16 protein-coding genes and 1 tRNA gene are annotated in these 14,281 nt (G+C 40.5%); 15 read left to right on the top strand and 2 right to left on the bottom strand.

The genetic code is table 11. The annotated features are described in order from the left end of the window. Positions 1-238: 238 nt before the first annotated feature. From CGB83_RS10650 to CGB83_RS10600, 11 genes are all read left to right on the top strand, one after another. Positions 239-1,102, top strand: a complete 864-nt coding sequence (locus tag CGB83_RS10650) for a MotA/TolQ/ExbB proton channel family protein (RefSeq protein ID WP_100075745.1) — start codon at positions 239-241, stop codon at positions 1,100-1,102. Between the two features lie 67 nt (positions 1,103-1,169). After that, positions 1,170-1,778: an ExbD/TolR family protein gene (locus CGB83_RS10645; protein WP_100075744.1), complete on the top strand. Its 609-nt coding sequence runs from the start codon at positions 1,170-1,172 to the stop codon at positions 1,776-1,778. Positions 1,779-1,790: 12 nt separating this feature from the next. Further along, positions 1,791-2,360, top strand: a complete 570-nt coding sequence (locus CGB83_RS10640; RefSeq protein ID WP_100075743.1) for an ExbD/TolR family protein — start codon at positions 1,791-1,793, stop codon at positions 2,358-2,360. 24 nt (positions 2,361-2,384) lie between these two features. Continuing rightward, entirely contained in the window at positions 2,385-3,227 is an 843-nt protein-coding gene (locus CGB83_RS10635; protein ID WP_100075742.1) for an energy transducer TonB, read from the top strand. An 84-nt stretch (positions 3,228-3,311) separates the two neighbouring features. Then, positions 3,312-3,506 (top strand): DUF308 domain-containing protein, encoded by a 195-nt coding sequence (locus CGB83_RS10630; RefSeq protein ID WP_100077569.1) that lies wholly within the window; start codon positions 3,312-3,314, stop codon positions 3,504-3,506. Beyond that, a complete protein-coding gene (locus CGB83_RS10625) occupies positions 3,496-4,368 on the top strand; it encodes a PstS family phosphate ABC transporter substrate-binding protein (protein WP_100075741.1) in 873 nt (290 codons plus the stop codon). Before CGB83_RS10630 ends, CGB83_RS10625 begins: the two co-directional genes overlap by 11 nt. A gap of 87 nt (positions 4,369-4,455) precedes the next feature. Next, complete coding sequence (locus CGB83_RS10620) at positions 4,456-6,111, top strand: tetratricopeptide repeat protein (protein WP_100075740.1); 1,656 nt, start codon at positions 4,456-4,458, stop codon at positions 6,109-6,111. Between the two features lie 75 nt (positions 6,112-6,186). Next, positions 6,187-6,906 carry a bacillithiol biosynthesis deacetylase BshB1 gene (gene bshB1 / locus CGB83_RS10615; protein WP_100075739.1) on the top strand — a complete coding sequence of 240 codons (720 nt, stop codon included), beginning with the start codon at positions 6,187-6,189 and terminating at the stop codon, positions 6,904-6,906. Positions 6,907-6,941: 35 nt separating this feature from the next. After that, positions 6,942-7,017, top strand: a tRNA-His gene (locus tag CGB83_RS10610). Positions 7,018-7,188: 171 nt separating this feature from the next. Then, a complete protein-coding gene (locus CGB83_RS10605) occupies positions 7,189-8,175 on the top strand; it encodes an SPFH domain-containing protein (protein WP_100075738.1) in 987 nt (328 codons plus the stop codon). Between the two features lie 5 nt (positions 8,176-8,180). Further along, positions 8,181-9,248: an Rpo12/RPC10 RNA polymerase subunit family protein gene (locus CGB83_RS10600; RefSeq protein ID WP_100075737.1), complete on the top strand. Its 1,068-nt coding sequence runs from the start codon at positions 8,181-8,183 to the stop codon at positions 9,246-9,248. Positions 9,249-9,319: 71 nt separating this feature from the next. Here the strand turns inward: CGB83_RS10600 and CGB83_RS10595 are convergent, their stop codons facing one another. Continuing rightward, the gene (locus CGB83_RS10595; RefSeq protein WP_100075736.1) at positions 9,320-9,655 is read right to left on the bottom strand and encodes a DUF3276 family protein; all 336 of its coding nucleotides are present in this window, start codon (positions 9,653-9,655) and stop codon (positions 9,320-9,322) included. 99 nt (positions 9,656-9,754) lie between these two features. After that, positions 9,755-11,416: an ABC transporter ATP-binding protein gene (locus tag CGB83_RS10590; protein ID WP_100075735.1), complete on the bottom strand. Its 1,662-nt coding sequence runs from the start codon at positions 11,414-11,416 to the stop codon at positions 9,755-9,757. Positions 11,417-11,506: 90 nt separating this feature from the next. Between CGB83_RS10590 and CGB83_RS10585 the strand changes: the two genes are divergently transcribed. The 4 genes from CGB83_RS10585 to CGB83_RS10570 all read left to right on the top strand — a co-directional run bounded on the left by CGB83_RS10585 (position 11,507) and on the right by CGB83_RS10570 (position 14,236). Beyond that, positions 11,507-12,412, top strand: a complete 906-nt coding sequence (locus CGB83_RS10585) for a transcription antitermination protein NusB (protein WP_100075734.1) — start codon at positions 11,507-11,509, stop codon at positions 12,410-12,412. 9 nt (positions 12,413-12,421) lie between these two features. Then, positions 12,422-12,943, top strand: coding sequence for a DUF1573 domain-containing protein (locus tag CGB83_RS10580; protein ID WP_100075733.1), 522 nt, complete (start codon positions 12,422-12,424; stop codon positions 12,941-12,943). A gap of 4 nt (positions 12,944-12,947) precedes the next feature. Further along, positions 12,948-13,319 (top strand): preprotein translocase subunit YajC, encoded by a 372-nt coding sequence (gene yajC / locus CGB83_RS10575; RefSeq protein ID WP_100075732.1) that lies wholly within the window; start codon positions 12,948-12,950, stop codon positions 13,317-13,319. Positions 13,320-13,504: 185 nt separating this feature from the next. Continuing rightward, complete coding sequence (locus tag CGB83_RS10570) at positions 13,505-14,236, top strand: SDR family NAD(P)-dependent oxidoreductase (RefSeq protein WP_100075731.1); 732 nt, start codon at positions 13,505-13,507, stop codon at positions 14,234-14,236. Positions 14,237-14,281 lie beyond the last annotated feature (45 nt).

Here is a 14,281-nt window from a genome sequence, read left to right as displayed (position 1 = left end):
AAAAATTAATATTGGTGATTTAAAAAAAATGTGGTCTTAAATTTTCTGATTTTTTAATGTATTTTTGAAAATCAGAAAATATTGTTAAAAATAGACATGATAATTGAAATATCGGAATCGTATTGAAATTTCTTTGTCAAAAAAAAGTAAAATGTTTATTTAAGACTCTTGCATTTTAATTAATTTTGCCTTTAATTTACATCTTGTAAAATTTTAAAACAATATAATTTAGTTAAATATGGAAATGAATGTTTCAAAAAATGATGAGCAAGTAGTTGCTAGAAAAGCGGGAGGTTTAAACCCAGCTGTAATTATTCCTATTCTGTTTTTAATAGGAGTTGCTATTTATTTATTCGTTCTTGGTAATCCAGGAAATTTCAAGGATGCAGATAAACTGGGAGGTGGCTCTGTAGCTTTTTCAAGTGTTGAGGGGAAGGACATTCACCCAGAATCGTTTTTAGGAATTATCTACAAAGGAGGGGTAATTGTACCGATCCTGATTACATTTATGATCACTGTAATCGTGTTCTCTTTTGAAAGATATTTCGTGCTTAGCAAAGCTGCCGGAAAAGGAAACTTAGACAATTTCGTGATCCAGGTAAGAAGCCTGTTGAACCAGAACAGAGTTGACGAAGCTTTGGAAGAGTGCGACAGACAGCAAGGATCTGTAGGTAACGTTGTGAAAGAAGGTCTTACGACGTACAAGGCCCTTTCTCACGATACTACATTAAACAAAGAGCAGAAGATGGTAGCGCTTAACAAAGCGATTGAAGAGGCTACTACTCTTGAAATGCCAATGTTGGAGAAAAACATGATGATCCTTTCTACATTAGGTACTGTTGCAACATTAGTAGCGCTTTTAGGAACCGTAATCGGGATGATCAAGGCATTCTTCGCGTTAGGTTCAGGAGGTGGTACTCCGGATGCTGCTGCACTTTCTACAGGTATCTCCGAAGCATTGATCAACACGGCTTTAGGTATTGGTACTTCAGCAATCGCAATCATTCTTTACAACTTCTTTACTTCTAAAATTGACGGATTAACTTATAAGATCGATGAGATCGCTATGAGCATCCAGCAGTCTTTCGCTGAGTTCAACTAAGAACCGGCCGAGATTGGTAATCCATCCAATCATCAAAAGAAGTTTAATTAAAAAATCATAAATAATAATGGCGAGAGTCAAACCTAAAAGACATGGAGTAGTGACGGATATGACGGCAATGTGTGACGTTGCGTTCCTGCTGCTTACATTCTTTATCCTGACCACTCAGTTTAAAAAGCCTGACGTGGAGCAGATTAAACCGCCATCTTCAATATCAGAGAAAATACTTCCAGATGCCAGTTTGATGACCATTAACGCTACACCAGACGGGAAATTCTATTTCCAACCGGTAGAGAATGCATCAGAAAGACTACAGCTTTTAGACAAAATGGGTCAGAAATACGGACTTACTTTTGACAACAATGAAAAAGCTGCATTCCAGAAAGTACAGGCGATTGGGGTTCCTATGAGCCAGCTGAAGAGCTATCTCGATTTGTCAGATGAGGAGCAGAAAAATTTCAAGAGTCCTACTGGGATTCCTATGGATAGTACAAATAAGCAGTTAGTAGATTGGGTACAGCAGAGTCTGAGCGTTAATCCGGATTACAAGTTAGCAATCAAAGGAGACGTAACGACACAGTATCCAAAAGTAAAAAGCTTATTTGAGGGTTTAAGAGACATCGATTTTCTTAAATTTTGGTTGATTACATCACAAGAAGGTAAACCTAATGAATAATATCGTTTAGAAATGGCAGAAGTACAAGTACAGGAAAAAGGCGCCAAAGGCGGCAAGGTACGTTCCAAGAAACAGAGTACCAGAGTCGATATGACTCCGATGGTGGACTTGGGTTTTCTATTGATTACCTTCTTTATGTTTACAACGACATTCTCTAAACCGAATGTAATGGATTTAGGTCTTCCGGCAAAACCGAAAGATGAAACCAAAAAACCACCCCCGACAGAAATTAAACTTTCAAATTCCATCTCTTTATTGTTAGGTAAGGACAACAGGATTTTCTGGCACCAGCAGGATAATACTTCCTTGACGGATCAGAACCTTAATGAAACTACCTTCGACAGAGACGGAATCAGAAAAGTGATTGAGCAGGCAAAAGCCAATGCAGCTGATAAAACGAAATTTACCGTTATTATCAAGCCGACTGACGATGCCGTATATAAGAACTTTGTAGATATTCTTGATGAAATGGCCATTACCAAAAGCGAACAGTACGGTGTGACTGATCTTAAGCCTTGGGAAAAAGCTATTTACGACAAGAAAGTGGGTAACACAGGAGCTGCAGCAGCTGCTACAAAGTAATTTAATCCATTAAATTGTAAATCTATGGCAGATGAAAATGTATACAATTCCAATCTTACTTTAGATGAAATTGTATTTGAAAATAGAAACAAGGAGTATGGTGCCTATGACCTGAGAAGTCAGTATCCTAAATTACTGACGAAATCTTTCATCATCGGGACTGCATTATTTCTCGTTGCGGCTTTGTCTCCTTTTATTTATCTTACCATTCAAAGGCTTAATGCACCTGAAAAACAGGAGGTTAAAGCTGACCTTGTAGAGGTTATCCAGGAAGATAAGATTATCGAACAGCCGAAAGAAGAAGAACCACCACCACCTCCGCCACCAAAGGAAGAGGAGAAAATTGAAATTATCCAGAACGTGGTTCCGGAGCCGGTAAAAGCTCCAAAGCTTGAAACACCTCCGCCGCCGATTTCCAAGCAGTTGGAAACGACAACGGGTCTTGTGAATCAGGAAGGGGTAAAAGCTCCGGCTTATACACCACCGCCACCGCCGCCATCCACAGGTACAAGAACTTCCACTGCGGAAGTGAAACCTCAGGTAAGCGATACTCAGGTATATACGGAGGTAGAGCAGACAGCTGAATTCCCTGGAGGAATCAATGCTTTTCGAAATAAATTTCAGAATAGTTTCGATGGTTCTGCAATGAGTGGTGATGAAGGTGCCGTTAAAACTGAAATTACTTTCGTTGTTGAAAGAGATGGAAGTATTACTGACGTTAAAGCTTCCGGAAAAAATTCAGACTTCAATGCTGAAGCGGTAAGAACGATCAAATCTATTAAAAACAAATGGGCTCCGGCTAAAATCAACGGTCAGGCAGTACGTTATAGATTTAGATTCCCCGTATCCATGAATTTTGAAGGGTAATTCATATTATCTATCTTTAAATAAAGTTTAAAAAAGAGAAGCATATGCTTCTCTTTTTATTTTTTTTGGTATTTTTGTTACATGATGTTCAACTGGTTGTCCCTGGTAACAGGAATATTTTATATCGTTCTCGGGATTGTAGTCATGGTCTACAAATTCTTCTTCACTATCTTAGACCCTACCGTTGCCTACCCTTTGGGAGGGCTGCTGATTATTTACGGAATTTTCAGAATTTTCCGGGCTGTTACAAGAATCAAGAAATCAAAAGATGAAGAATAGTTTTAAAGTCCTATCCATAGTATTGTGCAGTTTTGTACTGCTGAACTGTAAGAAAGAAGAAAAATCACCATCGTATTACAAAGGAGAAATGACCATTCTTACGGATGAGTCTTTCAAAAGTGTTACGGAAGCCCTTGCAGACGGATATATGATCAGTTATCCCGATGCTAAGATTAAGGTGGTTACCAAAAAAGAAGACCTAGGCTTCATAGACCTGCTGAATGATAAAGCGCGGGTTGCAGTCATGTCCAGAGACCTGACCCCGAAAGAAATCAAGACCTATGAGGAGCATGTAGAACTGAAGTTCCTGCCTGCAAGGTTTGCAGCAGATGCTGTTATTTTTATCGTTCCTAAAGAATCTTCCAGACAGAGTATCTCTATGGAGGAAATCAAAAACGGAATGATGTCTGAAAGCAAACCATTTATTTTTGACGGAACCAATTCAAGCAACTTGAATTTTGTCGCTCAGAAACTGAAAAGGCAACCGAAAGAGCTGCAGTTTTCAGTTATTCCTGGAAATCAGAATATCATAGAAGAACTGAGTAAATATCCGGATAAAATAGGTGTGATCGGCCTTAATACCTTCAGTAGACCTTATGATAAGCTGTCTGAAGAATTAAGGGATAAAGTGAAAATTCTTCCTGTTCAAAATGGTAAAGCTTCCTATCTGCCCGATTCTGAAGGACTCCGGAAAATGAAATATCCTTTTACAAGAGTATTGTATTTCCTGACCAATGAAGGAAACTTCAATATTGCTAACGGGTTCATCAGGTATTCATGTACCCAACTGGGTCAGATGATTGTACAGAAGGAAGGGCTTCAGCCTTACAATCTCTACAGGAGAGAAGTGCAGATGCGTTAAAAAATATTAAAGTATAACTGTACTCCGAATAATTACAGTATTTTGGTCTGAAAATTGTGAATAAATAGTCGTTTAGAAAAATATAAAATGAAAGATATAATGAATATGAGTATGAATGTAAAAAAGATTGCTTTAGGAGCAGCCGTAGTATTTTTTACCGGTTTTGCTTCTGCGCAAACATTACAGGACGGTATTAACAGTATAGACAGTGATAAATTTGCCCAGGCGAAAACTAATTTTACTGATATGGTTGCCAAGGCACCAACGGCCGAGAATTATTTCTATCTTGGGAATACATACCTGAGACAGTCTGAGCCGGATTATGCCAAAGCCACTGAAAGTTTCAACAAAGGACTTGCCGCAGACAGCAAAAGCTACCTGAATAAAATAGGATTGGCTGCTGTGAAACTGGGAAAAGGCGATAAAGCTGCTGTTGCAGAGATACAGAAAATTGTTACCGACTCAAGAGAAAAGGATGCTGAAGTGCTTTTCAGAGCCGCTGAAGCCTTAACTCTTTTTGATAAAAATAACTCACCGGATTTAGCGATCCAGTACCTGAATAAAGCAATTGAAAGAGCTAAGAAAGATGTTCCTGCGTACTACTATTATACATTAGGTGACGCTTACCGCTTAAAGAAAATTCCTGGTGATGCGATGACTGCATACGATAAAGCTTTGCCATTAGCAAAAAATAAAGCGTCCGTATATACCAGAATCGGTACCCTATGGATGGCTGCACAACAATGGCAGCAGGCTAAAACCAGCATTGAGAAAGCCATTGCAACGGATCCTACTTATGCCCCTGCCTACAAAGCAATGGCAGCGTATGATATCCGATACCAGGAAAATGCAAAAGCTACTCAGGATCTGATCAACTATACCAAGTATGCTGATGAAGATCCGTATACTCAGTTGGAAATTGCCAAGTTGTATTTTACCAATGAGGATTATACCAATTCAAAAGCGATCTTAGATAAGATTTTTGATAAGATTGATGATCCGATCAAATTTAAATTAAGAGCTTATCAGCTGTATGCTGAAGGTAAGTATGCCGAAGCGAAACAGAATATGGATAATTTCGTGTCAAAAGCTGAAAAATCAAGGATCCAGCCGGCTGACCAGGGTCTTCAGGGATTAATCGCTGCAGGACTTGCTAAGACGGAAACCGATGCCGCTAAGAAAACAGCTTTAACTACTGAGGCACAGCAGAAGATTGCTATTGCTAAAGCTGCAAAAGATGAAACAATGAAGTGGGACATGGAGCTGGCTAAAATCTCAGGGGGAGGAGCAGCCTCTCAGGCTACTGTTGATGCAGGGCCTACCAATCCTACCATTGAAGGATTGAAGCAGAAAGTGGCTGCCAATGCTCAGGATACAGATTCTCTGTTTAAACTGGCAACAGCATACCAGGATGCTAAAAACTGGAACGGAGCGATCCAGACATGGCAGAAAATGAATGCCCTTCTTCCTGACTGGGCTCCCGGTTACTACAGCTTAGGATACTCTTATCAGCAGTCTGGTAATAATGATGCTGCAAAGGCTGCCTATGAAAAATTCATCAGCACCGTTAAACCTGCAGATCAGGAAGCCAATAAGCAGACGCTGGCCTATGCCTATTTTGCCGTGGCTTATATGGAGAAAGATTCAAATGCGGCTAAAGCAAAAGAATATGTAGCAAAATCAATACAGTTGGATCCTGCTTACCAGGATGCAGTGAAGCTGAATGCAGAAATCAATAAATAATTTAAATCATATACAACAGAACTTCCCAATCGCAATGTTTGGGAAGTTTTTAGTTTAAGGCGTACCTTTGACTCTATGAAAACAGATATATTAGCTTTCGGGGCACATCCGGATGATGTAGAGCTGGGATGCGGCGGAACGATTGCCAAATTAATCTCAGAAGGGAAGACCTGCGCAATTGTAGATCTTACCAAAGGGGAACTTGGAACCCGGGGAACTGACCAGACCAGAAAAGAAGAAGCTACACGATCAGCAGCAATATTAGGCGTCTCTGCCAGAGAAAACCTTGGAATGAAGGACGGCTTTCTTGTCAACTCCGAGGAATACCAGATGATGATCGTAAAAATGATTCGCAGATACCGCCCGGAAATCGTCCTGGCCAATGCTATTGATGACAGACACCCGGATCATGCAAAAGCGGCGAAATTAGTATCGGATGCGTGCTTTTTAGCCGGCTTAATGAAGATTGAGACCGTTGATCAGGGGGAAAACCAGGAAGTGTGGAGGCCAAAGCATATTTTTCATTACATCCAATGGAAAAATATCACGCCTGAATTTGTCATCGACATCTCTGAGCATCTGGATAAGAAAATTGAAGCCTGTATGGCATTTAAAACCCAGTTTTATGATCCTGACTCTAAAGAACCGGTAACACCTATCGCCACAAAAGATTTCCTTGAAAGCCTTACGTATCGTGCACAGGACCTCGGCAGGCTTTCCGGAGTCACCTATGCAGAGGGGTTTACCACTGAAAAGTTAGTGGCACTGAAAAATTTTGACGGAATTGTTTTGTAGTTTAAAAATTATTCCTATATTTGCAACCACAAAACGGTGATTGTAGCTCAGTTGGTTAGAGCGTCGGATTGTGGTTCCGAAGGTCGTGGGTTCGAGACCCATCATTCACCCAGATTTTAAAATCCTGTCAGCAATGATGGGATTTTTTCATTTCAGCCCCTTTCTGACATGAAATATTTCTAAATCAGGAAAATATCAAATTCAGGTGAAAAGATTTTCCAACGCATGGATTTTTCTTTTATATTTGTTTCTGAACACCATCTTTAAACTAATATTTTACCAATGGGAATATTTGATTTTATAACGAATGAATTCATCGAAGTTATCGAATGGGTAGATAACAGCAACGATATCCTGATATGGAAATTCCAGGATAAAGGAAATGACATAAAGAATGGAGCAAAGCTCACCGTACGTGAAAGCCAGGTTGCTGTGCTGATGAATGAAGGGGAGTTTGGGGATACTTATTATCCGGGCCTTCATACCCTTTCCACGAATAATATGCCGATCACCACCACATTAAAGTCATGGAAATATTTATTCAATTCTCCGTTTAAAGTAGATATTTACTTTGTCAACACCCGGCAGTTCACCAATCTGAAGTGGGGGACATCTTCGCCGATCATCATGCGGGATGCGGAACTGGGGCAGGTACGCTTAAGGTCCTTCGGCAATTTTGCCATTAAGATCATTGATCCGAAAAAGCTGATTACAGAGTTTGCCGGAACCAATCCTTACGTTAAGATCAGCCAGATTGAAGAAACCCTTAAAAATATCATTGCCAGCAAAATGGCGGAAGGCTTTGCTGAAGCTAAGATTACGGTGCTGGACCTGTCCATGCATTTTTCTGAACTGGGTGATGCGCTGCTTCCTGTTTTCCGTCAGGAATTTGCCACTTACGGGATCAGCCTTGAAAAGTTTTTTATAGAAAGCGTTTCGCTGCCTGAAGAAGTGGAGCGGATTCTGGATAAGAAAACACAGATGAATGTCCTGAAAGGCAGCCTTGATGATTTCAACAAGATGCAGGCCGGGATTTCCCTGGAGAACATTTCAGAAAACGATAACGCAGGTAATACAATGGGCATGGGAGCCGGCGTGCTGATGACTAATTTCATGAACCAGTCTGCGCAGAATACAGAGAATACCACTTCAAAAAGCAAGACGGAACTGATGGATGTGTTAAAGCAGCTTGGCGAACTGAAGTCACAGGGTATCCTTACAGAAGAAGAATTTACCCTTAAAAAACAGGAGATCCTGAAACAACTATAGATCATATGGCCCACACCATAGAGTATCCCTGTCCCAACTGCAATTCGGAGCTGAACTTCGATTCTGAAAGCCAGAACCTGAGATGCCTGCACTGCAATACACAGATTCCTATTGCTTCTGGAGCTGAAGTTATTGAAGAATATCAGATCAGCGAATATTTTCAGGCGTCCCATTTGCCGGTTAATGAACTGCAATCCATGACTTACCGGTGTTCTAAATGTGGAAAAGATAATATCAGCACGCAGGATATTGCATTTTTCGAATGCCAGTATTGCGGTAATAATGTCATCAATACCGAAGCCTACCGCACAAAACCTGTTGTTCCGGCTTCGGTAGTACCTTTCGAAATATCAAAAGAGGAAGCATTGAATGCTTTTCAGGCATGGATCGGCAAAGGATTCTGGAATGATTCGGATTTAAAGAAAATGGCGCTCAATGATGCCATGCGGGGATATTATGTTCCTTTCTGGACCTTTGATTCACACACGGAAAGCGAATGGTCGGGAGACTCCGGCAGGTATTATTATGTGGATGTGACCTATACAGATTCCCAGGGGAAAAGCCAGGTAACGCAGGAACGCCGTACCGACTGGACCTACCGGTCAGGGCATTTCAGCCATTTCTTTGATGATGTGCTGATATCGGGGTCAAAAGAGTTCGATCAGGAAATCATCCGGGAAATCTATCCTTTCCACCTGAACAGCCTGAAACCATACCAGCAGGAGTATTTATTAGGCTGGAGTGCCAAAGCCTATGATGAAGATATGACCCGTTCCTACAACCTGTTTCGTCAGTATATTGATGGCAGGATTGAGCATGCGTGTAAGGAATTGCTTAGTGAGGATACGTTCAGGAATTTATCTATTGAGACGCAGTATAGTAAAGAGACGTTCAAACATATGCTGCTTCCCGTATGGCATTGCCAGTACCTGTTCAAAGGGAAACCGTATTTTTATATCGTCAACGGACAGACCGGAAAGATCCACGGAAAAAAGCCGTTATCTGTAACTAAAATAACCATTGCGGTCATTATTGTGATTGCCCTTATTGTGTTGCTTATTCTCGCTCTTTAATAAAGAAAGGGCGGCGGGCATAAAAAAAGCATCTTTCTTCAGATGCTTGTGTTTTTAGATATTGGTATGATTTAAACTTCTTCGTCAGAATCTATTGTATATGATCTGCTCTTGAAGTCTTTGTCATGCTTTTCTGAAATTACATCCTCTCCTTTTTCGTTAATGATGAAATCTGTGGATTCATTAAACATTTCCTGGAAACTTTTGAAATCCTCTTTATAAAGATAAATTTTGTGCTTTTCAAATGTAGCTTCTCCATTGTCTCCGAAATTCTTTTTACTTTCGGTAATCGTAAGATAATAATCTCCCGCTTTCGTCTCGCGCACATCAAAGAAATAAGTTCTTCTTCCTGCTTTTAACACCTTCGTGAAAATTTCATTTTCGTGGCGTTCCTTGTATTCACTCATTGTTAGATAATTTTTAATCTTGTTAAGAACAAATATATAAGTTTTCTTTTAATCACAAAATTTTTTTTATGATTTATTTAACAATTGAAAATGAAATGACTACGATGTTACAGAATTGTTAATTTCGGTGAGATTAATGATCTGGTGCGCTTTCTGGGCGCTAGACTCTCTGTGCGTGATGATTATAGAAGTGGCGTTCTGTATTTTAGCTTCGATATTTTCCAGGATATTGTGTTCTGTTTCCGTGTCCAGTGCAGATAGGGAATCGTCAAATATGATGATATTCGGGTCCTTGATCAGGGCACGTGCAATACAGATCCTCTGTTTCTGTCCACCGGAAAGCATCACGCCCCGTTCTCCTACCATCGTTTTATACTGTTCCTTGAAACCGATGATGTTTTTATGGACATCTGCAATTTTGGCATATTCCACAACGCGTTCATGGGAAGGATGGTCAATGGCAAATCCTATATTATGTTCTATGGAATCCGAGAACAGGTAGCTTTCCTGCGGGATGTATCCGATGAATTTCCTGTAGTTGTCCAGGTTATGTTCCTTAAGGTTTTTCCCGTCGATGAGTATCTCCCCGGAAGTAGGGTCAATAAGGCGGCATAACAATAAGGCAATCGTGGATTTTCCGCTTCCCGTCTTACCCATAATGGCGAGGGATTCTCCGGCTTTTACTTTGAAACTGAGGTTATCCAGCGCTTTGATGCCCGTATTCGGATACACATAGGATACATTTCTGAATTCAATATCTCCTTTAATGGTGTATTCGTCAAAGTTGGTGTTGATGATTTCGGTTTTCTTATCCATGAATTCATTGATTCTCTGCATGGAAGCTTCCGCCCTCTGGTTCACGGAGGTCACCCATCCTACCATTGAGAATGGCCAGATCAGGATATTGATGTACATAAAAAAATCTGCAATCTTACCCACACTCAGGTATCCGCTGATATATTTCTGTCCGCCAATCAGAATAATTACCACATTCAGCAGCCCGATCACAAAAAGGATGATCGTGAAAAAATAGGCTTCGGTTTTAGCCAGGTCCAGGGCTTTATTCTGATAATCGGTAACCTTAATGCCGTAGTTCTTTTCAATATATTTTTCGCGGGCAAAGAACTTAACCACCCGAATGCCCGAAAAACTGTCCTGGACAAAAGTGGAAATCGCCGACTGGCTTTTCTGCATGATCTTCGATTTCTTATTGATGATCGAGCTTACCTTAAATATAATAAAGGAAAGGATGGGTAGAGGAAGCAGGGTCCATACGGTCATTGACACATCTGTTTTCAGCATATAAATGCTCGTAATGATCAGAAGGATGACAAGGTTGACGACATACATCACGCCTGGCCCCAGATACATCCTTACAGCAACCACATCTTCACTCAAACGGTTCATCAGGTCACCGATGGTGGTCTGCTTGTAATCCGTTAGAGACAGTTCCTGGTAATGCCGGTAGATTTTATTTTTAAGATCGTATTCAATTCTCCTGGAGGCCACTATGATGGTCTGCCGCATCATAAAGGTGAAAAATCCTGTAAGAAGGGAACATCCTACAATAATGGCTACATAGATCAGTACCTGCCGGTTAAAGCCGAGGTTGCCGCTTTTCGTAAGTTCATCCACGGATTTACCGACAAACTGGACTTTATAAATGTTGAAAAAATTACTGGCGAAGATGAACAACAATCCCCAAAACAATAATAATTTATGTTTCCAGAAATAGGGATTTAAGGTTTTTAGTGCTTTCATACAGAATCACAAAATTACAAAAATAGGAGCAGACTACGAATCCGTGAATTTTAAATTTTGTATCTTTGCCGCCATATAAAAGCTCTTTGAATGTTAGGAAGACGACAAATCCGTGAAAAAGTGGTAGAGAGTGTGTACTCATACTACCAGAATCCTATTAAGTTTGATGTTTTAGAGAAAAACATGTTCTCCGGAATAGAAAAAATCTATTACCTCTACATCTATCAGCTCAATTTTCTGGTTTCTTTGAAAGAATTGGCAGAAAATCAGATTGAGATCGGTAAAAACAAATTTCTTAAAACCGATTCTGATATCAACCCGAATCAGAAATTCATTAACAATCAGATTCTGATCAAGCTGGAGGAAAATCCTGAACGTCTTTTCTTCACAGGCCAGCACAAACAACTGAAATGGGACCTTCATGATGACCTCCTGGTAAGAACATTCCAGAGAATCACTGCCGGGAAGAGGTATCAGGATTTTATGCAGGAAGAAGGGTATTCTTTTGAGGCAGATCAGAAATTCATCGGAAAACTTTTTCTGAGGTATATTGCCGAGAATGATGATTTTCATGATTATATCGAGGATAAAGAACTTTCATGGTCCGATGACATCCACATCTCCAATTCCATGGTTCAGAAAACCATCGGTTTTATGAAAGAAGATGAAGAGAGCAGGACCCTGATCAAGATGATCAAAGATGAGGATGATAAGACTTTTGCAGCCAAACTTTTGAGGGATACCCTGAACAACTGGGAGAACAATGAAAAGAAACTCTCCGAAAGGCTTGAAAACTGGGATCTTGAAAGGGTTGCCCTGATGGATAAAGTAATCCTGTCTACAGCCATTTCGGAACTGGACAACTTTCCTTTCACACCTTCAAGAGTCATTATCAATGAATATATTGAGATTGCCAAAGTATTTGCTACGGAACGGTCCAACATATTCATCAATGGAATCCTGGATAAATATTGTAAAGATAAAAACAGAATATAAATTAATTATATGAAAAAGACGTTATCATTAATCGCCTTATCTATCATAGGCTTTGGTTTAGTTTCTTGTAAGAAAGAGCAGAAAGAAACTGCAGGTACTGAAACTGCCGTTACGGATTCTGCCAATACAATGACTGCTGCTCCTGGTGATTCAGCCATGGCTCAGACACCGGCAGTTTCCGGTGAAACACCTGCCGCTGCACAATCATCCAATCAGCCTTTAACAACGATTGCATTATCTGAAAGTAATTTCGATTTCGGAAAAATCAAAAAAGGAGACAAGGTAGAGCATGTATATGAAGTGACCAATACCGGAAGCAATCCGCTGGTTATTTCTGAAGTAAAACCGGGATGCGGATGTACGGTTCCTGACTTTACCAAAGAACCGATTATGCCGGGTAAAAAAGGAAAAATCACTTTGCATTTCGATTCTTCCAATTTCGACGGTAATGTGAATAAATATGCAGACGTTTTTGCCAATGTGGAAAAAGCGCCGGTAAAACTAACGTTCACAGCTAACATTCAACCATAATACAATGAATATATTATCCATATTTTTACAGGCACCTGCTGCAGGAGGGAGCTCTCCGATGATGCTGATCATGATGGGAGCGATGTTCGTAGGGTTCTATTTCCTGATGATCAGGCCTCAGATGAAAAAGCAGAAGCAGGAGAAAAACTTCCAGGAAACCCTTAAAGTTGGCGCCAGAGTGGTGCTTACCTCCGGTCTTCACGGAAGGATTGCCCAGGTTCAGGATGACGGTTTTGTGATCGAAACTTTATCAGGAAAACTGAAATTCGAGAAAGCGGCTGTTTCCAGGGAGTTTACGGAAGCCCGTTTCGGAGAGAAAGCCAAAGCTGCGGAAAAAGCGGCAGAGAAAAAAGAAATTGAAGCGGATAAGAAGTAATTTCTTACTGTTTAAAATATTTCGTTTCGGCGGGGTGAGCTTTGCTCACCCCGCCGAAATTTTTATGACCACTGAACTGGTGCTCACTACATCGATCTGTGCTTGTACAGCCGTTAAAATGCCATTTATTTCGCAGCCACATTAAAAATTTGCGGTAAACCTCTAAAATAAAATATCTTTACCGGATGGAACACAATAAAGCCAAAACCGTTCTCATTCTCGGCGCCAATTCAGATGTAGCCAAACAATGCATGAAGCAGTATGTTCAGAAAGGGTTTTCTGTTATGGCTGCTTCCAGAAACATCAGTTCCTTAGAAAATTTTGTCCGGGAGAATAACCTGAGTCCTAAAGTTACGGTACTCAGTTTCGATGCAGTGAATTTCGATGCCCATCAGAGCTTATATGACGCGCTTCCTGCCAAACCCCATATTGTGGTGTATGCGGCCGGATTCCTGGTGGATAATGAAACTGCCTTGAAGGATTTTGCCGGAGCCAGACAGATGATGATGGTTAATTATATGGGTGCAGTTTCCATACTGAATATCATTGCCATGGATCAGGAAAACAAAAACCTGGAGCGGATCATCGGCTTATCTTCGCTTTCGGGTGTCCGGGGAAGGAAAAGCAATTTTGTCTACGGAAGTACCAAAGCGGCTTTCACCACTTACCTGGCCGGATTACGACAGGAGCTGGCTTCCCGGAATATTATGGTCAATGCTCTGGTGATCGGGTATATCAGGACCAAAATCAATGCAGGCCTGCAGCTGAACGAATCACTGATCATGGAGCCGGATTATGTGGCAGGATCTATTGTGAATGCCGGAAACTCTTTTACGATTGTCCCCAATTTTAAATGGAAGATCATTTATTTGATCCTGAAAATATTGCCGGAAAGTCTGGTAGCGAAACTGCCTTAAATTATTGATTAACTTAATAAACTAATTAGTATCTTTATTTCAATA

It is taken from the genome of Chryseobacterium camelliae, assembly GCF_002770595.1.
GTDB classification, from domain to species: Bacteria; Bacteroidota; Bacteroidia; order Flavobacteriales; family Weeksellaceae; genus Chryseobacterium; species Chryseobacterium camelliae.
The sequence above is the reverse complement of the archived record's forward strand: the minus strand, read 5'-3'. Positions and strand labels throughout refer to the sequence as shown.

Coding starts and splice junctions, on each gene's coding strand:
- CGB83_RS10650 (WP_100075745.1), top strand. CDS start 239: ATGGAAATGAATGTTTCAAAAAATGATGAGCAAGTAGTTGCTAGAAAA.
- CGB83_RS10645 (WP_100075744.1), top strand. CDS start 1,170: ATGGCGAGAGTCAAACCTAAAAGACATGGAGTAGTGACGGATATGACG.
- CGB83_RS10640 (WP_100075743.1), top strand. CDS start 1,791: ATGGCAGAAGTACAAGTACAGGAAAAAGGCGCCAAAGGCGGCAAGGTA.
- CGB83_RS10635 (WP_100075742.1), top strand. CDS start 2,385: ATGGCAGATGAAAATGTATACAATTCCAATCTTACTTTAGATGAAATT.
- CGB83_RS10630 (WP_100077569.1), top strand. CDS start 3,312: ATGTTCAACTGGTTGTCCCTGGTAACAGGAATATTTTATATCGTTCTC.
- CGB83_RS10625 (WP_100075741.1), top strand. CDS start 3,496: ATGAAGAATAGTTTTAAAGTCCTATCCATAGTATTGTGCAGTTTTGTA.
- CGB83_RS10620 (WP_100075740.1), top strand. CDS start 4,456: ATGAAAGATATAATGAATATGAGTATGAATGTAAAAAAGATTGCTTTA.
- bshB1 (WP_100075739.1), top strand. CDS start 6,187: ATGAAAACAGATATATTAGCTTTCGGGGCACATCCGGATGATGTAGAG.
- CGB83_RS10605 (WP_100075738.1), top strand. CDS start 7,189: ATGGGAATATTTGATTTTATAACGAATGAATTCATCGAAGTTATCGAA.
- CGB83_RS10600 (WP_100075737.1), top strand. CDS start 8,181: ATGGCCCACACCATAGAGTATCCCTGTCCCAACTGCAATTCGGAGCTG.
- CGB83_RS10595 (WP_100075736.1), bottom strand. CDS start 9,655: ATGAGTGAATACAAGGAACGCCACGAAAATGAAATTTTCACGAAGGTG.
- CGB83_RS10590 (WP_100075735.1), bottom strand. CDS start 11,416: ATGAAAGCACTAAAAACCTTAAATCCCTATTTCTGGAAACATAAATTA.
- CGB83_RS10585 (WP_100075734.1), top strand. CDS start 11,507: ATGTTAGGAAGACGACAAATCCGTGAAAAAGTGGTAGAGAGTGTGTAC.
- CGB83_RS10580 (WP_100075733.1), top strand. CDS start 12,422: ATGAAAAAGACGTTATCATTAATCGCCTTATCTATCATAGGCTTTGGT.
- yajC (WP_100075732.1), top strand. CDS start 12,948: ATGAATATATTATCCATATTTTTACAGGCACCTGCTGCAGGAGGGAGC.
- CGB83_RS10570 (WP_100075731.1), top strand. CDS start 13,505: ATGGAACACAATAAAGCCAAAACCGTTCTCATTCTCGGCGCCAATTCA.